Annotated in this window: 21 protein-coding genes and 2 pseudogenes; 10 read left to right on the top strand and 13 right to left on the bottom strand. The window is 71.0% G+C overall.

The window, feature by feature from the left end; translation table 11 throughout:
• The first annotated feature begins 115 nt into the window (after positions 1-115).
• Positions 116-1,135 (top strand): LacI family DNA-binding transcriptional regulator, encoded by a 1,020-nt coding sequence (locus A3IC_RS0100500; protein WP_026217718.1) that lies wholly within the window; start codon positions 116-118, stop codon positions 1,133-1,135.
• A 111-nt stretch (positions 1,136-1,246) separates the two neighbouring features.
• On the opposite strand, the gene A3IC_RS0100505 is transcribed toward A3IC_RS0100500, so the two are convergent.
• On the bottom strand, positions 1,247-1,549 hold the full coding sequence (locus A3IC_RS0100505) for a hypothetical protein (RefSeq protein ID WP_020548097.1): 303 nt from the start codon (positions 1,547-1,549) through the stop codon (positions 1,247-1,249).
• Between the two features lie 160 nt (positions 1,550-1,709).
• Here A3IC_RS0100505 and A3IC_RS0100510 point away from each other — a divergent pair, with 160 nt between their 5' ends.
• Positions 1,710-2,303 carry a hypothetical protein gene (locus tag A3IC_RS0100510; RefSeq protein WP_020548098.1) on the top strand — a complete coding sequence of 198 codons (594 nt, stop codon included), beginning with the start codon at positions 1,710-1,712 and terminating at the stop codon, positions 2,301-2,303.
• A gap of 19 nt (positions 2,304-2,322) precedes the next feature.
• Here the strand turns inward: A3IC_RS0100510 and A3IC_RS0100515 are convergent, their stop codons facing one another.
• From A3IC_RS0100515 to A3IC_RS0100525, 3 genes are all read right to left on the bottom strand, one after another.
• Positions 2,323-4,485: a trehalose-6-phosphate synthase gene (locus A3IC_RS0100515; protein ID WP_020548099.1), complete on the bottom strand. Its 2,163-nt coding sequence runs from the start codon at positions 4,483-4,485 to the stop codon at positions 2,323-2,325.
• A gap of 205 nt (positions 4,486-4,690) precedes the next feature.
• Complete coding sequence (locus A3IC_RS0100520) at positions 4,691-5,623, bottom strand: carbohydrate kinase family protein (RefSeq protein WP_040875931.1); 933 nt, start codon at positions 5,621-5,623, stop codon at positions 4,691-4,693.
• 73 nt (positions 5,624-5,696) lie between these two features.
• Positions 5,697-6,737 (bottom strand): alpha/beta hydrolase, encoded by a 1,041-nt coding sequence (locus tag A3IC_RS0100525; protein WP_425387294.1) that lies wholly within the window; start codon positions 6,735-6,737, stop codon positions 5,697-5,699.
• Positions 6,738-7,236: 499 nt separating this feature from the next.
• On the opposite strand from A3IC_RS0100525, the pseudogene A3IC_RS73315 reads away from it, so the two are divergent.
• The 3 genes and pseudogenes from A3IC_RS73315 to A3IC_RS0100530 all read left to right on the top strand — a co-directional run.
• A pseudogene (locus A3IC_RS73315) lies at positions 7,237-7,446 on the top strand (hypothetical protein); the annotation flags it as partial.
• Positions 7,445-7,573 (top strand): annotated as a pseudogene (locus tag A3IC_RS70495) (NrfD/PsrC family molybdoenzyme membrane anchor subunit); the annotation flags it as partial. The pseudogenes A3IC_RS73315 and A3IC_RS70495, both read left to right, overlap by 2 nt.
• Positions 7,574-7,826: 253 nt before the next feature.
• A complete protein-coding gene (locus A3IC_RS0100530) occupies positions 7,827-8,144 on the top strand; it encodes a hypothetical protein (RefSeq protein ID WP_026217720.1) in 318 nt (105 codons plus the stop codon).
• A 123-nt stretch (positions 8,145-8,267) separates the two neighbouring features.
• On the opposite strand, the gene A3IC_RS0100535 is transcribed toward A3IC_RS0100530, so the two are convergent.
• Both A3IC_RS0100535 and A3IC_RS0100540 read right to left on the bottom strand, forming a co-directional pair.
• Positions 8,268-8,921: an HhH-GDP family DNA glycosylase gene (locus tag A3IC_RS0100535; RefSeq protein WP_020548103.1), complete on the bottom strand. Its 654-nt coding sequence runs from the start codon at positions 8,919-8,921 to the stop codon at positions 8,268-8,270.
• 178 nt (positions 8,922-9,099) lie between these two features.
• Complete coding sequence (locus A3IC_RS0100540; RefSeq protein ID WP_020548104.1) at positions 9,100-10,317, bottom strand: S8 family peptidase; 1,218 nt, start codon at positions 10,315-10,317, stop codon at positions 9,100-9,102.
• 449 nt (positions 10,318-10,766) lie between these two features.
• On the opposite strand from A3IC_RS0100540, the gene A3IC_RS0100550 reads away from it, so the two are divergent.
• On the top strand, positions 10,767-11,690 hold the full coding sequence (locus A3IC_RS0100550; protein WP_026217722.1) for an RNA polymerase sigma-70 factor: 924 nt from the start codon (positions 10,767-10,769) through the stop codon (positions 11,688-11,690).
• 194 nt (positions 11,691-11,884) lie between these two features.
• Here the strand turns inward: A3IC_RS0100550 and A3IC_RS0100555 are convergent, their stop codons facing one another.
• From A3IC_RS0100555 to A3IC_RS51750, 3 genes are all read right to left on the bottom strand, one after another.
• Positions 11,885-12,181 carry a hypothetical protein gene (locus A3IC_RS0100555; protein ID WP_020548107.1) on the bottom strand — a complete coding sequence of 99 codons (297 nt, stop codon included), beginning with the start codon at positions 12,179-12,181 and terminating at the stop codon, positions 11,885-11,887.
• 104 nt (positions 12,182-12,285) lie between these two features.
• Complete coding sequence (locus A3IC_RS51745) at positions 12,286-13,236, bottom strand: slipin family protein (RefSeq protein WP_020548108.1); 951 nt, start codon at positions 13,234-13,236, stop codon at positions 12,286-12,288.
• 93 nt (positions 13,237-13,329) lie between these two features.
• The gene (locus A3IC_RS51750; RefSeq protein ID WP_020548109.1) at positions 13,330-13,998 is read right to left on the bottom strand and encodes a TetR/AcrR family transcriptional regulator; all 669 of its coding nucleotides are present in this window, start codon (positions 13,996-13,998) and stop codon (positions 13,330-13,332) included.
• A gap of 57 nt (positions 13,999-14,055) precedes the next feature.
• Here A3IC_RS51750 and A3IC_RS0100570 point away from each other — a divergent pair, with 57 nt between their 5' ends.
• Together A3IC_RS0100570 and A3IC_RS0100575 are read left to right on the top strand one after the other, a co-directional pair.
• A complete protein-coding gene (locus tag A3IC_RS0100570) occupies positions 14,056-14,868 on the top strand; it encodes a TauD/TfdA dioxygenase family protein (RefSeq protein ID WP_020548110.1) in 813 nt (270 codons plus the stop codon).
• Positions 14,869-15,207: 339 nt separating this feature from the next.
• Complete coding sequence (locus tag A3IC_RS0100575) at positions 15,208-15,696, top strand: VOC family protein (protein WP_020548111.1); 489 nt, start codon at positions 15,208-15,210, stop codon at positions 15,694-15,696.
• 89 nt (positions 15,697-15,785) lie between these two features.
• Here the strand turns inward: A3IC_RS0100575 and A3IC_RS0100580 are convergent, their stop codons facing one another.
• From A3IC_RS0100580 to A3IC_RS0100595, 4 genes are all read right to left on the bottom strand, one after another.
• Positions 15,786-17,054 (bottom strand): alpha/beta fold hydrolase, encoded by a 1,269-nt coding sequence (locus A3IC_RS0100580; protein WP_020548112.1) that lies wholly within the window; start codon positions 17,052-17,054, stop codon positions 15,786-15,788.
• Positions 17,055-17,297: 243 nt separating this feature from the next.
• The gene (locus A3IC_RS0100585; protein WP_020548113.1) at positions 17,298-18,071 is read right to left on the bottom strand and encodes a GntR family transcriptional regulator; all 774 of its coding nucleotides are present in this window, start codon (positions 18,069-18,071) and stop codon (positions 17,298-17,300) included.
• A gap of 150 nt (positions 18,072-18,221) precedes the next feature.
• The gene (locus A3IC_RS0100590; RefSeq protein ID WP_020548114.1) at positions 18,222-19,631 is read right to left on the bottom strand and encodes an aldehyde dehydrogenase family protein; all 1,410 of its coding nucleotides are present in this window, start codon (positions 19,629-19,631) and stop codon (positions 18,222-18,224) included.
• Positions 19,632-19,814: 183 nt separating this feature from the next.
• Positions 19,815-20,726, bottom strand: coding sequence for a dihydrodipicolinate synthase family protein (locus tag A3IC_RS0100595; protein ID WP_020548115.1), 912 nt, complete (start codon positions 20,724-20,726; stop codon positions 19,815-19,817).
• A gap of 364 nt (positions 20,727-21,090) precedes the next feature.
• Between A3IC_RS0100595 and A3IC_RS0100600 the strand changes: the two genes are divergently transcribed.
• The gene (locus tag A3IC_RS0100600; protein WP_020548116.1) at positions 21,091-22,095 is read left to right on the top strand and encodes an ABC transporter permease; all 1,005 of its coding nucleotides are present in this window, start codon (positions 21,091-21,093) and stop codon (positions 22,093-22,095) included.
• A 71-nt stretch (positions 22,096-22,166) separates the two neighbouring features.
• Positions 22,167-23,933, top strand: a complete 1,767-nt coding sequence (locus A3IC_RS0100605) for an ABC transporter substrate-binding protein (protein ID WP_020548117.1) — start codon at positions 22,167-22,169, stop codon at positions 23,931-23,933.
• Positions 23,934-23,991 lie beyond the last annotated feature (58 nt).

Below are 23,991 nucleotides of genomic sequence, written 5' to 3' on the forward strand. Positions count from 1 at the left end.
ACAGTCCGTGCCGCCCTTCGTCCCGCACTGTGCTGACGGCCCGTCACCTGCGTCGCAGCAGGAGGATTTCCCCGCCATGACTTTCCCTTCGTCAGGTCAACTAGAGTCATCTCCCATGACCGCCAGGCTTTCCGACATCGCTGCTCAGGCAGGTGTGAGCGAGGCCACGGTCAGCCGTGTCCTCAACGGGAAGCCCGGCGTGTCCGCGGCCACCCGGCGGGTCGTCCTGGCCGCCTTGGACCTGCTCGGCTACGAGCGGCCGACCCGGTTGCGCCGCCGCAGCGCCGGGCTCGTGGGCCTGATCACACCCGAGCTCGACAACCCGATCTTCCCCGCCTTCGCGCAGGTCATCGAAAGCGCGCTGACCCAGCGCGAGTTCACCCCCGTGTTGTGCACGCAGACCCCCGGCGGGGCGACCGAGGACGAATTCACCCACCTGCTCATCGAGCGTGGGGTCTCCGGAATCATCTTCGTCTCCGGCATGCACGCCGACACCACCGCGGGTATCGAGCGCTACACGAAGTTGTCGGGCGAGAACGTGCCGATGGTGATGATCAACGGCTACGCGGAGGGCGTGGACGCGCCCTTCCTCTCCACCGACGACCGGCTCGCGATGCGGCTCGCGGTCAGCCATCTCGTCGAGCTCGGGCACGAGAGAATAGGTCTGCTGTCCGGTCCGCGCCGATTCGTGCCGGTCATCCGCAAGGCCGAGGGCTTCCTGCGGACCATGGCCGAACTCCTGGGCACCGACGAGAAGGACGCACTCCTGGAGAACACCATCTTCTCCTTCGAGGGTGGTGCCGCCGGCGCCCGAACGCTGCTCGACCGAAACGCCACCGCCCTGGTGTGCGGAAGCGACGTGATGGCTCTGGGCGCGATCACCACGATTCGCGAGCGCGGCCTCTCGGTACCGCACGACGTCTCGGTGATCGGCTTCGACGACTCGCCGTTCATCGCGTACACCGACCCGCCGTTGACCACCATCCGCCAACCGGTGCAGGCCATCGGACTGGCGGCGGTCCGCGCGCTCTTCGACGAGTTGGCCGGGATCCCGGCGCCCAGGTCGGAGTTCGTCTTCCGGCCCGAACTCATCGTGCGTGGGTCGACGGGCTCGGGGCCGAGAATCCAGCGCTGAGCCGTCGGGTCGAGTGGACCTCTCGACGCCGACCCACCGATCGGGAGCGCGGTTCGGGTGGATGCGCCGCTTCTCCGGGAAGTCGCAGGTGCTGCTCTCCTTCTCGGACGGCTACCGGACCTCGGGGCCGAGTTCGCTGTCGAGCCGGTCGGGCCAGTGCGCATCGGCGAGTTCCGCGTCGACGAGCAGGTCGCGCCAGTCCGCCTTCGCGAGTTCGACGGCTCGGCGGAACTTGGCGATGTCGCCTTCGGCGAGCAGGACGATCGCGGCTCGGACGCGCTCGCTGCGCAAGGCCTCCCGGTCATGACCCGCAGCCTCCGCGAGTGCGTCGAGCAGGCGCAGAATCTCCGGTGCGGAACCCGGTTCGGGGAAGTCGCGTCGGATGCGCCGTTCGAGTCTCGTGCCGGCAGTCATGACACCCCTCTGTTCTCCATGGAACCCGATTCGTACGGACCAGAGTTGCACAGGACGAGGCACCACTGTTCCGCCGAATCCGCTCCCGGCCCGGCGCCTCGGCACCGACCGTGGCCCTGCCCACGACGCCCGGACGGGCAGGTCCTATGCTCACGTCCTCGTGACCGACTATCGCCGTACCGTGCTCGCCGCTCTCGCGACCGCAGCCGTGATGTCCGCCTCCGCCACCGGCTGTTCGGTCGCGGCCGACGTCGCGGCCGATGCCCGCCCCCGATCCACCGCGTCCTCGGCCGCCCCCACCGGCTCCGCGGCGACCCCCTTCACCCTGCCGCCGCGGACGGGCGCCACGCTGACACGCGCCGAGGCCGCCCGGCGGTACCAGCAGATCGCGGCGGGCCGAAACCGGGCCGTGAACGCACTCGGCGCGGCGGTCGAAAACCGCCGCCCGTGGACCGAACTGCGCGGCCTCGTCGCCGCCCGGCTCGCCGCCGAGGACGAGGAGTCCCGTCAACTCGCCGCGACCCCGTGGCCGGCCGACGTCGCCCCGCTCGCGGACGCGCTCGCGCGCTCGAACATGGCCCTCCGACCCGGGTGGCTCAAGGTCGTCGACGCGAAGAACGTCAACCAGTTCGTTCGCGCCATGCAGGCGTTGAACGAAGACACGGACTCGGACACGGACACGGATCTCCCCTACCGCATCCGCGTTCTCCTCGGCCTCCCCACCGGCGATTTCCCGGAAAAGCCCACGGCATAGCCGCCGTACCGCGCGCTGATCACCGCGGCCCGCACCCACCGGGCCGCGATGCGAGGCACCGACGGTGGTCCGGCCGGACCGACGCCTCGACGGGTGAGATGCCCGGATCGGGGTCGCCCTCGATGGCGGCGATGATCCCGGCCGCCCAGTGTCGAGGGTGCTCGTGCCCGAGGGCCGTGGACAGACGAATCATCCGGGCACGTCGTTCGCGTCGGGGCATCCGCAGCGCCCGCCGCAGAGCCCGCACGAGGTCGGCCGGCGAGCGCGGATCCGTCAACAGCGCGCCGCCGCCGAGTTCCTCCGCTGCTCCGGCATAGCGCGACAGCACCAGCACCCCGGAGCCGCCCGCGGCCGACTGTGCCGCCACGAACTCCTTGGCGGTGAGGTTCATGCCGTCCTGTAGCGACGTCACCCAGAACACGTCCGCGGCGAGATACTCGTCCAGGACCTCGACGAACGAGAGGTTGCGCGGGAGGTATTCGACCGGTCGCCAAGTCGCCGTGCCGAACCGCTCGTTCACGTCGGCGATGCCCTGTTCGAGGGCGACGCGGGTCGAATCGTAGGCGGTGATACCGGGTTCGGGTGGCGGGCAGACGAGTCGGAACCGAAGGCGGCCGTGCAGGGCCGGGTCGGCTGCCAGGAGTGCGGCGACGGCGGCGACCTTGCGCTCGGGGGCCTTCACGTAGTCCAGGCGCTCGACCGAAAGCACCAGATGCCCCGCGGCGGATGGCGCGTGAGGCCCTCGGGCCCGGACCATCGTATCGATGGCCTCGCGGTCCACGCCCAGCGGATGCACGCCCACCCGCGGCGCCGAGCCGTTCCCGCCCAACGTGGCCCGGAAGTTGGCGGCGAATCCCTCGGTCTGGAAACCGGCCCAGTCCAGCGCCGTCAGGGACGTCCGCACCTCGGCCGCGACCGGCAGCGCATCGAAGACCGGGACCGGAGGAAACGGCGTGTGGTGAAACAAACCCACCCGCAGATCGGGCCGCGAGGCGCGCAGCAGTCCGGGCACGAGCCACAGGTTGTAGTCGTGCAGCCAAATGGTCGCCCGCTCGGCGGCTCGCTCCGCGATGTGTTCGGCGAAGCGGCGGTTCACGGTTCGGTATTCGATCCAGGCCGCGCGGTCGAAGCGCATGCGTTCCGGCTGCGACATCAGAGCCGGCCACAACGTCTCCTTGCAGGCTCGGTGAAAGTACGCGGACCATGCGGCGGAATCGAACCGTTGCAGCGACAAAGCAGGCCGAAGGTCGTGCTCCCCGCCGTCCGGACCGGGCAGGTCGTCGTCGACCACCGATCCCGCGACCCACAGGGGCGGGACATGGCGGTCCGCCTCGTGGTCGGCCCCGCGTGCGGTGCCCAGAACGGCACACAGCGTCGGCAGGATTCCGTTCGGGCTGGTCGGAGCGCGCCAACCCGTCGATGTCCACACCCGGGGCGGCCGGTGATAGCCCACGACCAACGCGTGTTCCGGCTCCACCCAGCCCAGGTCGCGTAATCCGGCGACGACGCCCGCCGCGCCGTGATGCTCGGTGCGGTACACCCTCTCGTCCCCGGCCACCGCCCGATCGAGGGCGGGCTCGGCGCCACCGACCACCACACCGTGCGCGCCGATCGCGAACATCGACAGGTCGTTGAGCGAGTCGCCGGCGACCAACAGATCCGCAACTACCCAACCCTGCGCGCGGGCCAGGGCCTCCACCGCGGCACCCTTGCTCGCCCCGGGTGGCAGCACGTCGAGGTACCGATCGGCCGAGTAGGCCCACGAGCACCCCAACGCGGCGACCGCGGAAACGAGTTCGCCGGTGAGGTCCTGCGGACTCAGGTGGAAGGAACACCGTCCGTCCTGCGCCACCCCGTGCTGGTACGTCAGGCCGGGGAATCCGGAGAGCGCGTCGCGCACCCGGGCCGCACCGGGCCAGCCCTCGCGCAACCGGGACTGCACGTCCGTGACCGTGCTCAGGTCCCTGCCGTCGGCCACGCTGGCTCCCACGTCGGCGACGATCCACCGCGGCCTGGGCACGAGCGGATCGGCGAGCACCCCGCGCACCGAGGCCAGACCGCGGCCGGTTGCGAAAACCACCGTGATCTCCGGATGACGCGACAAGATCCCATGCAGCCGCAGGCGTTCGGCGTCCGTGCCGCCCAGCAACGTGCCGTCCAGATCGGTGACCAGAACTCTCACCGCATACCCCCGACCGACCGGATTCGCATGCCCCGAACACCTCACCCACGAGCGGGTGCGGGTCGCCGCACGCGAACGCCCTCCGCCCGATGGGCCGGAGAGCGCGGTCGATCGACGACAGCGAACGCTAACACGCGCGGGGAACCGTGGGCAGTCTCGCGACTACGAAAGGTGATATGCGCGGCGCATCGCGCGGATGCGCTGCTCAGGTCGACGACACGGGCCCGACCATCGCAAGCCACGCGGGCAGTTCACCGGCATCCAGAGCCCCGCCCGACCCCGGCGCCGTGGCGGCCGCCGATCCACAGGCCACCGCCGCCGCGAGGCATCGGGGCAGATCCCACTCGGCGAGAACACCGTGTACGAATCCGGCGTTGAAGCAATCGCCGGACCCGGTGGTGTCCACCACACGGACCGGGACGGCGGGAACGGTGAACCGGGCCCCGGCCCGCAGCGCGAACGCACCCTGTTCGCCACGCTTGATCACGACCGTGCCCACCAGTTCGCCCAGCAACGTCGCCGCCTCGTCCGCCGTGGCGACCCCCGTGAGGCTCAGTGCCTCGTCGATGTTGGGCGCGAAGACGTCCACATGGGCCAGGACTTCGCGCACGGTCGCCGTCTCCAGCGTCACCGGGACATCCTGGCAGTCCATGAAGATCAGCGTGCCCGCGTCACGCACCGCACGCAGCGTCTCCACGACTCCCGGGCCATACCGCAGTTCGGGCAGTACGAGGATGTTCGGCCGATGCACACGCACCAGTTCCTCCACCGGGCGCGGTGTCACCGGGTCCTGAAAACTGACCATGGCCCGGTCGTCCGCATCCGAGAGCACGACCGTGACACTGCGCAAGGGCCCCGGGTGGTGGCGGAATCCGGACTCGTCCAGCCCTGCGGCGCGGGCCCCGGCCAGGACGTGCCGGCTGAACGCGTCGTCACCGAAATCGGTGGCCCACACCACGTCGTCCCCCAGCCGATGCAGCGCCATCGCCGGGTTGAAGGCGCCACCGGGCAACATCTCGAACCCACCCGCGAACGTCTCACGCCCCGCAGCCACCGTACGGGGCAGATCACGGAAGATCAGATCGGCGAAATACGCCCCGGCAACCAGAACATCGCAACGAACTTCGGATATACCCATACCCGCATCATCACGCCGGACCTCAACCGACCGGCGGGCGGTGGACGTCGGGCGCCCGCCGGGCGCGATCCGCTCAGCAGCCGGACGCGTCGCTCACGTCGGACCGGGTGAGGATGCGCCGAAGCCAGCGGGAGCGGGCGTCGCGGGCGTCGCGGCTGAGCGCCGCGTGTGGTGCGAAGGTGTCGAAGCCGTGGAACGCCCCTGGCCATACATGCAGTTCGGCTCGGCCGCCGGCCTGCCAGATGGCAGCGGCATAGGCCACGTCCTCATCCCTGAAGGTCTCGGCCGAGCCGACCTCGATGTAGGCCGGGGGTAGTCCGGACAGATCCGTGGCGCGGGCGGGCGCCGCGTAGGGCGACAGGTCCGCGGCGCCGTACCGGTCGCCCAGCAGCGCCTGCCACGCGGTGGTGTTGGAGGTGCGGTCCCAGGTGTCGACGCCGGCCATCTGGTGGCTGGAGAAGGTGCTGTTGCGGTCGTCGAGCATCGGGCACAGGAGCAATTGCCCGATCGGCGTGGGTCCGCCCCGATCACGGGTGATCAAAGCGAGCGCCGCGGCGAGTCCGCCGCCGGCACTCTTTCCGCCGACGATCACGCGGTCCGCGTCGATGCCCAGCGCACGCGCGTGCGCTGCCGCCCAGACGAGTCCGGCGTAACAGTCCTCCACGGGTTCGGGGTACCGCGCCCGCGGGGCGAGCGGGTAATCGACGGAGACGACGGCCAACTCCAGCGGGAGGGCCCATTCGCGAAGCAGCTGCGGAAGTACGGACCACGCGTTACCCATGATCATTCCGCCGCCGTGCATGTAGTACAGCAGCGGCAGCGGCCCGGCGATCCCCGCGGGCCGCGCGCTCACGAGTGTGACCTCCCGCCCGTCCGATGCCCCCGGCACCCGCAACTCCTCCACCTCGAAACGGCCTTCGGCCCGGAGATCCGCCACGGTCGGCCTCGGCCGGACCGCGGCGTCCCGCTCCTGCCGGGCCGCGAGGTTCCCCGGGGTGAACGGCTCCCTCGCCTCCTCCCCCAGGGCCGCCAACGCCGCCCCCAGTTCGGGATCGAAGGGAGGCGCATCCCCCGCCGTCGAAACACGGCCGGGCTCCGCGGGCGAGTGGCCGATACTCACGACAGGCTCTCCCATCCGGCGAGGGAGCACGGACCGGCACCGCGAGCGGAGCAGCCCGTCGACACGTCCGGGCGTTCGGGAGACACGCGCGCGAGGACCATGCGGCGCAGTCAACCATCTCCCCGCACCGGCCACAGCCCCTCGGTCAAGGTCCGGACCCGGATCACCACCTCGGTACGCCTTCCACACCCACGACGGCTCCCCCGCCCGGGGCACACGTGGGCATGCCCGCCGCTGCCCCGGAACCGGCGAGGAGCCGACGTGGACCCACGTACGTGGTGGCGCGAAATGGCCGGTCCGACGCCAGGTCACCGGCGCCGACCGGCTCGGGCGCGGCGCCGCGGCGCGTTCGGCATGGTCGCCGAACGGGTCGTGCGCACCCGTCGCGACACGTGGCATTGGGAGCACGAGGGCAAGCGGGTCGCGTACACCCCCGATCCGGGCCGGGCGGGACACACGCCACGACGACCGCATGGGCCGGGATCGACCGGCGGTGGCCGAGGCCGGGCGCGCCGAATCGCACGGTTCGGGTGGTCGGCCGGCGCACCCCAGTGCCTCGCGCGATGAGACGCTGTCCCATCCGCGCTGTGTCCATCAGATCCTCAAGCGCCATTTCGCGCGCTACACGCCGGAGTTCGTCGAGGAGACCTGCGGGGCGCCGGTGGAGTCGTTCCTGCGGGTGTGTCGGGCGTTGACCGAGAGCGGGCGCGGCACTGCTCGCGGGCTCGCTGTGCACGCGCTTCGGCGTCTTCGCCGCAGGCATGGCCTCGGCTCACGACTCCAAGTACACCGTCATCCCCCAACGCGAACGCCTCACGGCCGCCTCGTGACCCGTGTGACCCGTGTGACCCGTGTGACCCGCGTGACCCTCGTGACCCTCGTGACCCGCCGAAGCCTCACGCCGCCGCACCGCACCCGGTCGCAGCGCTCACGACCCGCCCCTACCCGGGGCCGACCTTCCGATAATCCGCAAGACGGCTGCCACGAACGAAGTTGGAGACGAATCGGGGCGACGTAGAATCGAAGTGCGACACGCCCCTTTTTCGCGTGCCGAACCACCTGCGACGGACCAGACTGGCACCCATGAAGGATCACGAGGGCTCGGCGACCGTGGTCCTGCCGAGCGGACGGCGGATCGGCGTGTACGCGATCGTGGACGCGGACGACGAACACCTCTACGACCCGGGGCCGGACGCGACACCGATCGGCTGGTCGGCGACGCTGCGCCCGAAGAGCCCGGCGGCCCGCCCCGACCTGCACGAGATCTACCGGGCGGGCCAGGGACGGCTGTGTCTCCCTTGCGGCACACGCGGCCGCTTCCTGGTGGTCGGCATCCGGATCGGGGCCGGCCATCCCGACCACATCGACATCATGGGCACCGGCGACCCCATGAGCGAGTGACCTTCTCGCCGGGCAGGCCGCCGTCCTTCGCCGCGCACCCGCACGTTCCGACGGGCGGGGCGAACATGGCATCGGGTGTCCGGCCTGATCGCCCTGCCCGGGGTCACACGCACCACACGCCGGTCACGGCGCGGCCTCGACCCGGCCCGCGAGGTCCTTGTCCAGTTCGACTCTCACCAATGCCGCCGCGAATCGCGCCAAGTCGTCGCCGTCGACCAGTTCGGCCAAAGCCTCGGACGATTTCGGCAGTCCGACGCGGCCCGCGCCGTCGAGCGCCTTCCGGTCGAGGACCGGGCGCAGGAAGGGCCAGATTCCCTGGGCCTCGCGGCAGAAGATACGGGCGCCGGACGGGCCGATACCGGGGAACGCCTGAAGCAGTTCCTCGACGCGGTCCCGCTGCTTGTCCGCGTCGCCGGCAAGCCGGCGCAGGTCGCCCCCGTAGCGTTCGCGGACGAGGACGGCGCACTCGCCGAGCCGGGTCGCGGTGCTCTCGTCGTAGCGCACATAATGCGCCCGCCCGAGCGCGTCCACCCGCTGCTGCCAGGTCAGTTCGGCCATGCCCTTGGGGGTCCCGCCACCCGCGTCGAACAGTTCGCGAGCGGCGTGGACGGCGATCGACGCCTTGATCCGGGTGGCCGTCAGGTTGCTCAGCACCAACAACTGCCACAGCGGTGCGGGCGTGTCCGCGACACGGATGCCCGCTTCCTCGGCATACGTGGTTCCCGCCTCGGACAGCACGGCGTTCACCCGTCGGTCTTCGGTGTGGGTCGTACTCATGATTCGCCTCCCACCTCCGGCTACCCGACGGCACACGATCGAATCCGCCGACGTGCCAGGTGGTCCCTTGCCCGCTTTCGGCACGGGTCCCGCGGCGCCACCGGACGACCCGAGCGCCGTCGTGTCCGCACGTCGACTGCCCGGGCCGTCCCATGAGGTCAACTATGTCGGCAAAGTCCTACTCGGTGACGCGCAGCAGCCGGTTCGGTGACCCGCTGCCCGGGTTGCCGATCCGGCCCGGCGTGGCCGCCGCGATCAACGCCTTCTGTACCTCGGCCGGCGTCGCGGTGGGGTGCGCGGACAGGTAGATCGCCGCAGCGCCGCTGACATGGGGTGTCGCCATGGATGTCCCACTCGCCGTCAGGGTGTCGGTGTCGGTGTCGTTCCACGTGGAGACGATGTCGGTCCCGGGCGCGAACAGATCCGTGCATTTACCGTAGTTCGAGAACGACGCCCGCCTGTCCGACTTGTCGGAGCTCTGCACCGTGATCGTTTCGGGAAGTCGGCCGGGCGAGTAGTCGCAGGCATTCGCGCTGTCGTTGCCCGATCCCGCGACATAGGTGACCCCGGCGGCGATCGAGGCGCGGACGGCCTTCTCCTTGGCCGCGCTCACGCTGCCGCGAATGCTCATGTTGGCCACGGCCGGCAGGACCGCGTGTGCCGTCACCCAGTCGACGCCCTGGATCACTTGCGACGTGCTTGCCGAGTTGGCGCAGCCGATCACCCGCACCGAGACCAGCTTGACCTGTTTGGCGATGCCGTAGTCACGGCTGCCCAGGATGCCCGCGACATGTGTCCCGTGTCCGTTGCAGTCGAGGCCGTTGTTGCCGTCGCCTACCGCGTCGAATCCGACACTCGCCCGCCCCTCGAACTGTTTGTGTGAGATCCGGATACCGGTGTCGATCACGTAGGCGGTGACATTCGCCGCGCTGTTGGGGTAGGTGTAGTTCCGATCGAGCGGCAGCTTCGCCTGGTCCGCCCGGTCCAGCCCCCACGACGGAGGATCGGCCTGCGTGTCGGTGATCTCGTCCACGCCGTCCTGCTCCACGAACGCCACGCGCGGGTCGGCCGCGACCCGGCGTGCCTGATGCTCACTCATTTCGGCCGCGTACCCCGACAGCGCGGAACCGTACGTCTGCCGCACCTTGCCGCCGTAGGAGCCGGCGAGCGCAGCGGAGCGCTCTCGCACGCCCGTCGCGGCGCGGGCGTCGTCCCGCAGAACCACGATGTAGCGACCGGGTATGGGATGGGTCGCGGCGGCGACGCGCCCTTCCACAGCCGTGGCCCGCTCCCGGGCACCGGCGGCCTGTGCCGAAGTGGTGCCGGAAATCGTGACAAGGGCGCACGCCCCGGCCAGGACCGCGGTCGTGATCCTGCCGTACGTTCGTCTGAACACCGTTGCTCCCAAGGAGAGTTCGAGCCGCGCCGAAATGACGCGGGTCGGTTCTACTCCGGGATGCGGGTCAACGGTGGCCAACTCTCGCCACTGGCATGAACAGGACGGTGCACCGGCGGCACTCGAATGTGCGAGCGTGCCGGTGTCCCTTTTGACGTCGAGACTGCCGTCGCCACACGAGGTCGAGGCTGCGGCCGCCGCCCGGCGCGGCGATCGACGTCGACTTCCGGGCGCAAAACGCCCACCCTGCGGGCCTCTTGTTCCCGGGCCGGCGATGTCACAGGTGGCGGGGCTGTCTCGTCTCGGGTGTCGAAGACGGGTCCGATCGGGATGGTGATGGTCATGTGGGTGTTCGTGGCGGGTTGGTCCGGAATCCCGGGGCGGCGGCCGGTGGTGCGGGGTCACCGGGTCGCGGCCACGACGCCGCGCCCGGCCGAGGGGGCGTGGGCGTGACGCGGGCCGAGGAGTTCGAGGATCTGCGGCCGCTGCTGTTCTCGATCGCGTACCGCATCCTGGGCAGCGTGGGTGAGGCCGAGGACGCGGTCCAGGAGACCTGGCTGCGCTACGACACCTCCCGGACCCGGCCCACCTCGACCAAGGCGTTCCTGTCGGCCGTGGTGACCCGGATCTCGATCGACGTGCTGCGCTCGGCCCGCGTCCGGCGGGAGGAGTACATCGGGCCGTGGTTTCCCGAGCCGTTGCTGAACGACCCCTACCAGGACCCGGAGCGCTCGGCGGAACTGGCCGACTCGTTGTCGATGGCGGCCCTGCTGCTGTTGGAGCGGCTCAGCCCACTCGAACGCGCCGTCTTCGTGCTCCGCGAGGTATTCGCCTTCGGCTTCCCGGAGATCGCCTCGGCCGTGAGTCGCTCGGAGGCGGCGTGCCGCCAACTCGCGGTGCGGGCGCGCCGCCACATGGACGCGGGCCGGCCACGGTTCGAGGCCGATCGACGCGAGCGCGCCGAACTCGCCGAGCGATTCCTCGACGCGTTCCGGGAGGGAGACCTCGACGGGCTGCGCGAACTCCTCGCTGCGGACGCGCACTTGATCGGCGACAGCGGCGGCAGGGCTCCGCAGTGGTCCGGAGGCGTCTTCGGCGCCGAGAACGTGGCCCGGCTGCTCGCCACCGTCGTTCCCTCGTTCGTCCGAATCGGCGGCGTCGTGGAACCGCACCAGGTGAACGGCCGGCCGGGAGCGATCCTGCGGGACCGGGACGGCAGAGTCCTCAATGCGCTCACGCTCGACATCCTCGACGGGCGGATCCAGACGATCCGCGCGGTGAACAACCCCGACAAGCTGGGGCACCTGGGTCCCGTGGCGAACGCCTGGGCGGTCCTGCGCGAAACGCAACAGGCCGTCCGGGACGCGGACTGACCGAACCGGCCGCCCGAGCTTCGCCCTTGCGCGCCCGAGTACGGCTCACCCGTCATCGAAGCCGAACCGGGCATCGCCACGACCGCCACCGAAGGTGCCGCCCGGACGCTCCGGGCGGCACCTTCGGTACGGCAACGCGGTGGCCCGTCCCGGCGATATCCCCGGCCGGGACGGGCCACCGGTCACGGCTTGCGCTACGCGGTCACCATCGTGAACACCGGGTGGATCCTCGGCTGGATGTCCGGAGCGCCGAGGCCGCGAAGGATCGGGATGATGATCTCGCTGAAGCGTTGGAACGCCTCCTCGGACTCCCACACGTCGACGACGAACCAGCCCTCGGGGGTGGGCGCGGCGGTGTGCGAGAGCAGGCCCGGTACCGGCCAGTCGGAGGGGCTTTTGACCGGACCGCGGCCACCGGTCACCTGGTCTGCGCTCGCCTCGTACATGGCCTGGGTCACGCCGGGCATTTCGAGAATCACGATGATCGCCATGTCGGCCTCCGCCTGCGGGGTGTTTGCGATGTCGGCCCAGTCGACCAGCCCGATCGATCCCCCCGCACACCGAGCTACGCCGAATGGACCGCGCCGGTCGCCCGTCAGCGGTTCGCGGAGGCCACCGAACCGTCCGGCGCCATGGGCGCGGCCGGCGCCGCCCGGATGCCCCGGTTCTTCAGGTGATGCGGATGCGGACGGGCCCGGGACGACATCGGCGAGCGCACGAATGCCGGCGCCTTCCCGGTCCGCGTCATCGTGTGGCCGGCGACCGGCGCGATGCCCGGGGCCGACCCGGCGGTCGCGTTCTCCAGGAATCGCAGGAGTTCCACCGGGAAGGGCAGGACGACGGTCGAGTTCTTCTCGGCCGCGACCTCGACGATGGTCTGCAGCAGCCGCAGTTGCAGCGCCGCGGGACTGCGCGCCATCACGTCGGCCGCGGAGGAGAGCTTGCGCGACGCCTGGAACTCGCCGTCGGCGGTGATGATCCGCGAGCGCCGTTCCCGCTCGGCCTCGGCCTGCCTGGACATCGACCGTTTCATCGACTCGGGCAGAGCCACGTCCTTGATCTCCACCCGGTCGATCTCCACGCCCCAGCCCACCGCGGGCGAGTCGATCATCAGTGCCAGGCCCTGATTGAGCGCCTCGCGGTTGGACAACAGGTCGTCCAGGTCGCTCTTGCCGATGATCGACCGCAACGATGTCTGGGCGACCTGCGACACCGCGAACTCGTAGTCCTGCACCTCCACCGTCGCCTTGACCGGATCGTTCACCCGGAAGTACACGACGGCGTCGACGCGGACGGTGACGTTGTCACGGGTGATGCCGTCCTGGGCCGGGATCGGCATCGTCACGATCTGGGTGTTGACCTTGCGCATGCGGTCCACGATCGGCACGATCCGGGTCAGACCGGCCTCGCGGATCGGTTCCTGCACGCGGCCCAGGCGGAATACCACTCCGCGCTCGTACTGACGGACCACCCGCAGTCCGGTCCCGCCGAGTACAGCGGCAAGGGCGACAACAGCGCCCACGATGAGAAGAAGCAGCAGGATCATGGCCCACTCCGGTGCCGAGCGACTGCCCCGAGCAGGCGGACGTCCCCGAGCGTCCCCTGAACCTCCACTGTAGCTCCGGCCGCCTCGGGAGGCTCACTCGCCGACCGGATGCGGGCCCCGAGCGGTCCGGGTGGCTGCCGGGGCGCGCAGGACGCCCACCGCGGTCTGCCGCAAATCCGCGATCAACTCGTCGAACGGCAGGGGAAGTGCGCTCGCGCCGTCGAGCCGTCCTTCGGTGTCGGCGAGGGTGGCGGTGATCAGGAGCTGCATCAGGCGCAGCCGGCCGGCGCGGGTTGCCGCGGACAGCCCCGGCTCGCCGGCCGCGAGGGCGGCGTCGATGCGCGCGGTGACCTCGCGGATGCCGCCGACGACGTCGTCGCCCAGCGGCGGGGAGAACGGTGCTCCTTCGAGGGTGAAGCGGTGGACGAAGCGCGCGTAGTGACCCGCGCGGTTGTCGTCGCGCATCGCCTCGGCGAGGGGTCGCAGATAGGCGTCCACCAGCGCGCCCAGGTCGTCGCCGTGCTCGGCGTCCAGATCGGCGAGCAGTTCCAGCCGTCGGGCGTTGAGCGGCGCCAGTCGGTCTTCGTACAGCGCTCTGACCAGTACGTCGCGGGTGCCGAAGTGGTACTGCACCGCCGAGTTGTTGCGCTGGCCGGCCGCCGCTCCGATCTCGCGGAGCGAGACCTGTGCGGTGTCACGCTCGGCGAACAGGCGTTCGGCCGCATCCAGGATGCGTGCTCGGGTTCGGGTCTTGACATCCATGCGAGCAGTGTAAGACATTCCGTCTCAATCAATTAAGTCAGCTTGTCTCAATCTGTTGTGAGGTTCCCCGTGTTCGACATCCGCCCGCTCACCCCCACCATCGGCGCCGAGGTCCACGGCCTCGATCTGAACCTGGATCTCGACGCATCGGGGCATGCCGCGCTCTCCGAGGTGTTGCACGAGCACCAGGTGCTCTTCTTCCGCGATCAGCGCATCACCGCGCACCGGCAGCGCGAGGTGGCGGCCCGCTTCGGGGCGTTGCAGCGCTTCCCGTTCGGCGAGCCCGCCGCGCCCGACCTGCCGGAGGTGATGGTGCTGGCCACCGGTGGCGATGGACCGAAGGTCTCCAACGCGGACATCTGGCACAGCGACGCGACCTTCATGGCCCGCCCTCCCCTGGGCACGATGTTGCGCGCGGTGTCCCTGCCGCCGCTCGGGGGCGACACGCTGTGGGCGGACATGGAGAGCGCGTACCGTAGCCTTTCCGCGCCGATCCGTGCCCTGCTCGACGGCCTCACCGCCGAGCACGACTTCGCCAAGTCGCGCTCGCACCGCGGTGGCGACCGCGACGCGCTCCCGCCGGTGGTGCACCCGGTCGTACGCACCCACCCGCTCACCGGTCGCCGCTGCCTCTACGTCAACCGGATCTTCACCACCCGCATCGTCGAACTCGGCGAACGGGAGAACGAATTGTTGCTGCCGTTCCTGTTCGACCGGGCCGCCCGCCCGGAGTTCCAGGTACGGCTGACCTGGCGCCCCGGAGACGTCGCCCTGTGGGACAACCGCAGCACCCAGCACTACGCCGCCTACGACTACCGGGGTCCGCGCGTCATGCACCGCATCGTCATCGAGGGCGACGAACCCCGCTGACCCGCGCACCACCGGGTCCCTCGACAATCGGCGGTGCCGCGCAATCGGGGTCGGAATCGACGTCGAGTCGCCGAGGGGTCGGCGACACGGGCGCCGGGTGACCATGGCGGCGGTGGCACCGCCGCTGCGACCGGCGGCAGTTTCACCGCGGACGCCGCGCCGGGGCCTTCGCATGCGCACACGAGGGCACGCCACGAATCGGCCGACGAAGCCCTGGGGCTTTCGGCGTGGATACCGCGATAGTGGAGCCGTGCGATCCGTCCGGGTCGGACTTCGGCCCGGCCGACCCGCACGGCCCGGTGGGTGGCGGGGCGGTCGGCAACCCACCCAGGAGTGCACATGACGCGTCCCGAAGGTCCGAAGGCGCAGCCCGTCCGTCAGCTGCGCCTGGTCGTCGAGGCGGACGACTTCGAGGCCGCGCTTGCCTTCTACCGGGACGCCCTCGGCCTGCCCGAGCAGGCGGCCTTCTCCGGTGACGGCGGTGCCCGCGTCGCGATTCTCGATGCGGGCCGGGCAACGTTGGAGATCGCGAATCCGGAGCAGAAGCGGATGATCGACGACGTCGAGGTCGGACATCAGGTCGCCCCCAGGATTCGGGTCGCCTTCGAGGTCGACGACGGCCGCGCCGTGACGGAGCACCTCGTCGACGCGGGCGCGACCCAGGTCGCGCCCCCCACGGTCACGCCGTGGCGATCCCTGAACTCCAGGCTGGACGCGCCCGCTGGTCTGCACATCTCCGTCTTCCAGGAACTCGCTGCCCCGGCGGGGCACATCGAACCCGACGGCGCCGAGGCAACGGACCACCCGACTCCGCGGGCCGATTCCTGACCACCGCCTCGTCCGCGAGGATCGAGTCCCGACCGGGGTCCGCCCGATCGACGCCCCCGGTCCGCGCGGGTGGAGGTGTGCGCGGGTGGTCAGGCGCGGCCCGCGGCCATGTCCATCAGGCGGGACAGGACGGCGTCCCCGGAGGCGGCGACGCCGTCGTGCTCCCACTCGTTGGTGACCCAGGTCCGCACCGCGCCGACCTCGCAGGCGGTCCGCAGTGACAGCGGGGCGTCGACGTACATGTCGTCGTGGTAGACGACCGCGGTCACCGGGACCTCGTTGGCCGCCAGCCGCTCCCGGTCGTACAGCAGTGGCCAGTCGGTGCGCTCGGCGAGGATTGCGGCCGCGTCGGCGAACGGCCGAAGTCCCGCGATCTCGTCGAACATCCACGGGTGGATCGTCTCGCCGGTGAGCAGCAGCGGGTCCGCGTCCTCGGCGAACTCGGGGAGGGCGGCCATGGCGCGTTCGGCGGCCCAGCCGGTGGGGCCGCCCCCCTGGGCGTAGATGGATTCGTGCAGGACCGCGAACAGCGGGTTGTCGACGAAGCCGGTCAGGTTCATCACCTGCGCCAGGAAGGTGTCCGACAACTCTCCGGACCGCGCGTCGAGGGCCTCGTCGAGCAGCCAGTGCACCCGTTCGAAGCCGTCCCCCATACCGAACACCAGGCCGAGCGTGCGCAATCGGCGCACCGTCAGCGGGTCCCCGTCGGGCAGCCGCACCCGGCCGCCGGCGACCGTGTCGGCGATCCGCCGCAGCCGGACGACGTCGTCCGGATAGCGGTCGCGGTACTCGGCGTTCTTGTCCCGGATTCGAGGATGGGTCCGCGCGTACACGTCGTCGGCGGTGGTGGACAGGCCGGGCAGGCCACCGGTGATGTAGCAGCGCCGCAGCCCCTGCGGGGCGTGCGACAGGTAGGTGAGCGTGACGAAGCCGCCGTAGCTCTGGCCGAGCGTCTCCCACGGCTCGTCGCCGCACAGGCTGCGCCTGATCGCCTCGGCGTCCGCCACGATCGCGTCGGCCCGGAAGTGCGCCAGGTGGTCGGCCAGTTCGTCGGCCGACGGGAATCGTGCGGCGGCGCGGGCGTTCAGCGGGGTGCTGCGCCCGGTACCGCGCTGGTCCAGGAGCAGCACCCGGTGCGTCTTGGTCGCGTGCCGCAGCCAGCCGGGCGTACTCGCGGTCGGCCGGGGGGACTTGCCTCCCGGCCCGCCCTGGAGGTAGAGCAGCCAGGGCAGCCGTTCACCGGCGCGCGCCGGGTCGGCGACCTCGCGGGCGAAGACGTCGATGCGCGGGCCGTCCGGATCGTGATGGTCCAGGGGGAGGTCGAACACGTGGTCGGTGATCGCGTATCGGTAGCTCATGGGGTGCCTTCCTGGAATCGCCGGTGGTGTCGGCGAAGCGGGGCCGAGGGCGGTGGCAGAGGCAAAGCGGGGCGGTGCGGAATCGGGGCATGCCGAGGAGCCGCGTCCCGGCGCGGCGATGGGGCCGCCGGCGCGGGTACGGCAGCCGGTGCCGTGGTCGGGCGCGGGGTCGTCGGGCGCGGGTCGGGGAGCCGGTGCCGTGGCCGGGAATCGGCGCGCCCCGGCCGCGACGACGACGCGGCGCTACTCCGGCGCGGACTCGGCCGCCGAGTCGGACTCGCGGCCCGGGTCGGACCAGAGCGAGCGGATGTGGCCGAGGTGTTCGCTCATCGCTCGCCGCACGCCCTCCCCGTCCCCGGCGAGCAGCAGGTCGAGGATCTCGTCGTGCTCGCGCGCCGAAGCCACCAGCGCGCCGCGTTCGGCGAGTCGGGTGAGCCCGTACAGGCGCGAGCGCTTGCGCAGGTCGCCGACGACCTCGACCAGGCGCTGGTTGCCGCCCAGTTCGAGCAGTCCGAGGTGGAACTGTCGGTCGGACTCCAGGTAGCCGATCAGGTCGCGCCGCTCCGCGGCGGCCACGATCGCGGCGGCCACCGGGCGCAGCGCCTGCAGCGCGGCGGGGTCCGCGGTCTCGGCCAGGCGCACGAGGACGGGGATTTCGATCATCGATCGAATCTCGGTGTATTCGTCGAGGTCCCGGGCGGACAGCGCGGTCACCCGGAAGCCCTTGTTGCGAACAACCTCGACCAATCCTTCCTTGACCAGATCCAACATTGCCTCGCGCACGGGGGTGGCCGAAACGCGAAACTGGGCGGCCAGGCTGGGAGCCGAATAGATGACGTCGGGGCGCAGTTCACCGGCGATGAGGGCGGCCCGCAGGGCGTGCGTCACCTGATCACGCAGGCTGCGGCGCTCCTGCACGAACGGCAGGTCCAGCGGCCGCTCCCGCACGTTCGTCGCGGCGGCGGTCTCGCCGGTCGGGCCGGTCGGCACTTCGGCGTGCGCTCTCATCGGGTGCATCCTCCCTCGAGGCCGGCTTCGCCTCGAACAGCCCTACAATGTGCAATGTTACAGTCTATCGGTCATTGTGCCCCGCCCCTCCCGTCGTTTCCCGACGCTCCGGTGCCTCGATGCCTCTCGACACCGTGAATCCCCGATGGCGCGACGATCTCACGCCCCGCCCGTCGGATTCGCCGGCAGCAGACTCACGGTGCGGGTGGCGGTGTAGAAGTCCGCCGCGGCGCGGCCCTGTTCGCGCGGCCCATGACTGGATGCCTTCGTGCCGCCGAAGGGCAGGTGGAAGTCGACGCCGGTGGTGGGCGCATTGACCTTCACCAGGCCGGTGTCGATCCGGTCGACGACGGCGAGCGCGGCGTCCAGATCGCGGGTGTGCACCGATGCCACCAGGCCGTGCGGCACGTCGCGGGCGAGCGCGATGGCGTGGTCCAGGTCGCTCGCGCGTTGGAGCACCGCGACGGGGCCGAAGATCTCCTCGCGGAGCGTGGCGTGTCCGGCCGGCACCTCCTCCAGGATGGTCGGGGTGGCGAACCACCCCGCACCGTCGTACGCCGGGCCCGTGGTCAACACCCGGCCGCCGGCCGCCGTCGCGGAGTCGATCGCGACGCGGACCCGGTCGCGGGCCGCCTCGGTGACCACCGGCCCGCACACCGTCGCGGCGTCGGCGGGGTCACCCACCGGCATGGCCCGGGCGGCGGCGTCCAGTGCCTCGCGCAGCGGATCGGCGTCGCCCACCACCACGATCCGCCGGGTGGCCGTGCACTTTTGGCCGGCGTAGCCGAACGCCGCGGCGATCAGCTGGGCCGCGGTGGCGCGCACGTCGGCGTCCGGCAGGACCAGTGCGGCATTGCAGCCACCCATCTCGGCCTGGACCGGGACCCCGCGAGCGGTGCCGGCGCGGACCACGTCCAGGCCCACCGCGGTGGAGCCGGTGAACGAGACCACGTCCGCGGCCTCGACCACGGCCGCGCCGGTGGCGGCCTCGCCCGGCAGCACGGCGAACAGGTCGGCGGGCAGGACCGCGTCGAGGAGTTCGGCCAGGCGCTGCGCGCAGCCGAGTGCCTGCGGGGCGGGCTTGAGCAGAACCGCGTTGCCCGTGGCCAACGCGGGCGCGGCCTTCCAGAGCGGGATGGCCAGCGGGAAGTTCCACGGGGTGACCAGCCCGGCCAGGCCGTACGGGCGACGCCGGGTCAGCAGCAGGCCGGGACCGGCGGCGGGCTCGTGCACGGAACCGACCGGGTCGTACACCTGCTGCGCGTTGTAGCGCAGGATGGCGATCGCGCGGGCGACCTCGCCGCGCGCCTCGGTGATCGGTTTGCCGACCTCGCGCACGATCAGGTCGGCGAATGCGTCGGCCGACGCGGTGAGCCGGTCGGCGGCGGCGCCGAGTGCGGCGCAGCGCGCCGAGGCCCCGGCCGACGCCCAGCCTCGCCCGGCGGCGCGGGCGCGTTCGGCGGCGCGGTGCACGTCCGCGGGCGACACCGCCGGGGCCTCGGCGACGAGTTCGCCGGGGTCGGCGGGGTTGTGGCTGCGTACGAGCGGTGTGGTGGACGTGGTGGTCACAACGGCAAGCCCTTCGGGAAGGGGTCGGTGGGTTCGGTGGGATCGAGCGGGTAAGGCGCGATTGCGGTGCGTGTGTCGACGGCGCAGCAGGCGTGGCAGCTCCGCATCGATCGGCTTACGACCGCGAACGCAGCGGAGCAGCAAGGGCATTGACGTTGCGTCAGGCGCGTCGGTCGGACCGGTTCAGCTCAGCCCGGCCGCGACCGCGCGCTCGGTCGCCAGGCGGATGGCCTGCTGCATCTCGGCGTTCAGCGGCCGGCGCGGCGGACGGGACGGGCCGCCGGGCTTGCCGACCACGTCCATCGACAACTTGATCGCCTGGACGAACTCGCTGCGGGTGTCCCAGCGCAGCAGCGGCTGCAGGATGTCGTACAGCTCCCGCGCCCGGGTCAGGTCGCCGGCGACGGCGGCGCGGTAGAGCTCGATGCAGGCGTGCGGCAGGACGTTGAGGAACCCGCCGATCCAGCCCTTGGCGCCGGCCACGGCCAGTTCCAGGAGCACATCGTCGGCGCCGGCCAACAGGTCCAGTTCGGGGGCCAGTTCGGCGATCCGATAGGCGCGTCGGGTGTCGCCGCTGAACTCCTTGACGCCGACGATGTGGCCGTCGGCGTGCAGCTTGGCCAGCAGCTCGGGGCTCAGGTCCACCCGGGTGTCGAAGGGGTTGTTGTAGGCGACGATCGGCACGCCGATCGAGGCCACCTCGGCGTAGTGCGCGTGCACCTCGGCGTCGTCGGCACGGTAGGCGTTCGGCGGGAGCAGCATGACCGCCTTGGCGCCGGCCTCCGCGGCCTGCTCGGTCCAGCGACGGGCCTCGGCCGAGCCGTAGGCGGCGACGCCGGGCATGACCCGGTCTCCGCCCACCGCCTCGACCGCGACGCGGACCACCCGGGCCCGCTCCTGGGCGGTCAGGACCTGGTATTCGCCCAGGGAGCCGTTGGGCACCACGCCGTCGCACCCGGCGTCGACGAGCCCGCGCACGTGGTCGGCGAAGGCGTCGTAGTCGATGCTCAGGTCGGCGTGCAGGGGCAGTGGGGTGGCGACCATCAGGCCGCGCCACGGGTGGAGGGTGCGGTCGGTGGTGATCGCGTCGGACATGGGGACTCCTTGGCTTTCGGATCGGCTTGCGGCGTGGCTTTCGACGTCGAGGCCGGCATCGGCTCGGCATCGGGGACGCGGGACACGCAGGGCGTCGGTCGGGCCCCGCCCTCGGGGCCCGCATCCGGCGCATCCGCTTGAGTCACTCAGTACAATGTCACATTGCTCATCGCCGGCGCCAGACCCACCCTCGATCAACGTAGACGATCGAGCGCGAGCTAAAACCGCAGGTGAATGGTAAAGCAATTGTAAATACAATGTCGCACCTCAAATGTGACACGACTCAGACCTTGACCATTGAGTCGGCCCTGGGCAGAGTTCCCCACCATTACCCACCCCGCCGCCTCCCGAGAGGCCCGCCGTCATGACCACGCTCGCGCCCCCCACGGATCCGCCGGTGGCCCCGGATCCGCCCGCCGCCGACACCGCCCCCACGGGGCTGCGCCCCTCGCAACTCGCCTGGCGTCGATTCCGCCGCGACCGCACCGGGATCGTCGCCGCGTGCGTCGTCGCCGTGTTCGTCGTCGCGGGCCTGGGCGCACCGCTGTTCGCCAAGTGGTACGGGCACGACCCCTACACCACCTACGGCCAGAACCGACCCGGCCTGCTCAACGAGTTCGGCTTCCCCGTCGCACCCAACGGCGGCATGTCCGGCGAGTTCTGGCTCGGCCTCGAACCCGGCCTCGGCCGGGACGTGCTCACCCAACTGCTCTACGGCATCCGCACCTCGCTGCTCATCTCGCTGGCCGTGGTCGCGATCGTCACCGTGCTCGGCGTGCTCGTCGGGGTGACCGCCGGCTACCTCGGCGGCGGCGCCGACTACCTCGTGGGCCGCGTCATCGACGTCATGCTCAGCTTCCCGTCGACGCTCTTCTTCATCGCCTTCACCCCGGTGGTGACCTCGCTGCTGACCCACCCGGGCGAGCAGATGTCCCCGCTGCTGCGGGGGGCGGTCATCGTCGCGGTGCTCTCCGCGTTCGGCTGGGCCTCGGTGGCGCGCCTGTTGCGCGGTCAGGTGCTCTCCCTGCGCAGCCGCGAATACGTCGAGGCGGCACGGGTGATCGGCGCCTCGCCCGGCCGCGTCGTGCTGCGCGAGCTGCTGCCCAACCTGGTCACCCCGATCCTGGTCAGCGCCTCGATGGCGGTGCCGACCTACGTGACCACCGAGGCCGCGCTGTCCTACCTGGGCGTGGGCATGGTCGAGCCCACGCCCGACTGGGGGCGGATGTTGCTCAAGGGCGCCGAGGTCTACAGGACCGACATCACCTACATGTGCGTCCCCGGCATCTCGATGCTCGTCTTCGTCGTCGCCTTCAACCTGTTCGGCGACTCGGTCCGCGACGCGCTCGATCCCAAGAGCGACCGCTGAGCCCTCGGCGCCGCGCACGGCACCGGTCCCCTCGCCACACCGCACTCGCACGGCAACCCTCGGAAGGAACCATGAATCCTCGCCGCAGACCCACTCGCCTCACCCGAACCGCGCTCGCCACGCTCGCCCTCACCCTCGGCGCGACCGCCTGTTCCGGCGGCGGCGGCAGCCCCGACAGCAAAGGGCCCGCCAAGGGTGCCCCCAAGGCCCAGGTGCGCGCCGTGTCGATCGGCGCCGCCGCCGAGTCGAAGGGCCCGGCCAAGGAACTCGCCGGGGCCAAGCCCGGCGGCACCGCCACGGTGCTGGAGCGCGCCGACTTCAACCACCTGGACCCGGCACGCGTCTACGTCTCGCACGAGCAGACGGCCGAGTTGCTGATCTCGCGCCAACTCACCACGTACAAGCAGGAGGGCGACCACACCACCCTGGTCGGCGACCTGGCCACCGACACCGGGACCAGCCCCGACGGCGGCAAGACCTGGACCTTCACCCTCAAGGACGGGCTCAAGTACGAGGACGGATCGCCGATCACCGCGCAGGACGTCAAGTACGGCATCGAGCGCTCGTTCGCCAAGGAGATCACCGGCGGCCCGACCTGGATCCAGGAATGGCTCGTCGGCAACTCCGACTTCCGCTCGGTGTACGACGGCCCCTACGGCGGGCGCGAACTGGACGCGATCAAGACCCCCGACGCGCGCACCATCACCTTCGCGCTCCCCGCCCCACGCGGTGACTTCCCGTTCGCGGTGGCGATGCACACCAGCACCCCGGTGCCGCGCGCCAAGGACACCAAACTGGAGTACGACAAGCACCCGTTCTCCAGCGGTCCCTACAAGATCTCCGCCCGCGAGATCGACAAGTCCATGACGATGGTCCGCAACGAGCACTGGGACCCGAACACCGACGCGGTCCGGCACGCCTACCCCGACCAGTGGAAGTTCGAGTTCGGCGCGTCCAACCAGCAGATCAACGAACGGCTGATCGCGGCCAACGGCGGCGACCGCACGGCGATGACCTTCCGCGTCGCGGTGGGTCGCGAGGTCGCCCAACAGGTGCTCACCACACCGGACTTGAAGGCCCGAACGGCGGACGCGGCCACCCCGTACACCGAGTACTTCGAGATCAACAACCGTCGCCAGACCAACCCGAAGGTGCGCCAGGCGCTGATCGCGGCATTCCCCAAGGAGCAGGTGCGGCAGATCCTGGGCGGCCCCGCCTACGGCGAGTTCGCCACCACGCTGATGGGCCCGACGGTGCTCGGCTTCGAACCCTTCGACCTGGCCGGCGTACCCAACACCGGTGACCCGGCCAAGGCCAAGCAGTTGCTCGCCGAGGCCGGCACCCCCAACCCCACCATCACCTACGCGTACAACCAGACCCCGCTGTGGGAACAGGTCTCGGTGACCATCGTCCAGGCCCTGCAGCAGGCCGGCTTCAAGGTGGTTCCGCAGCCGATCAACGACAAGAGCTACTACACCGAGATCGGCCGCATGGACAACAAGTACGACCTGTACTGGTCCGGCTGGGGCGCCGACTGGCCCAGCGCCGCCACCGTACTCCCGGCCAAGTTCGACGGCCGCAAGATCATCGACGACGGCTCCGTCTACAACCTCTACAACAACCCCGCGATGAGCACCGAGATGGATCGCATCACCGCGATGTCGGACGTCGTGGCGGCGGGCAAGGAGTGGTCGAACCTGGAGAAGAAGATCATGGCCGAGTCCCCGGTGGTGCCATTCGTGTATCGGCGCCAACTGACCCTGTACGGCCCCGGTCTGGGCGGCGTACGCGTCGGCTTCATCGGCTCGACCTATCCGATCGACGTCTGGGTCAAGTAGCCCCGGGCGGGGCTGCCGCGGCCGCCGGCGCGGGCGGGAAGACTCGCCGCTTCCCGCC

It is taken from the genome of Embleya scabrispora DSM 41855 (genome assembly GCF_000372745.1).
Classification (GTDB): Bacteria; Actinomycetota; Actinomycetes; order Streptomycetales; family Streptomycetaceae; genus Embleya; species Embleya scabrispora.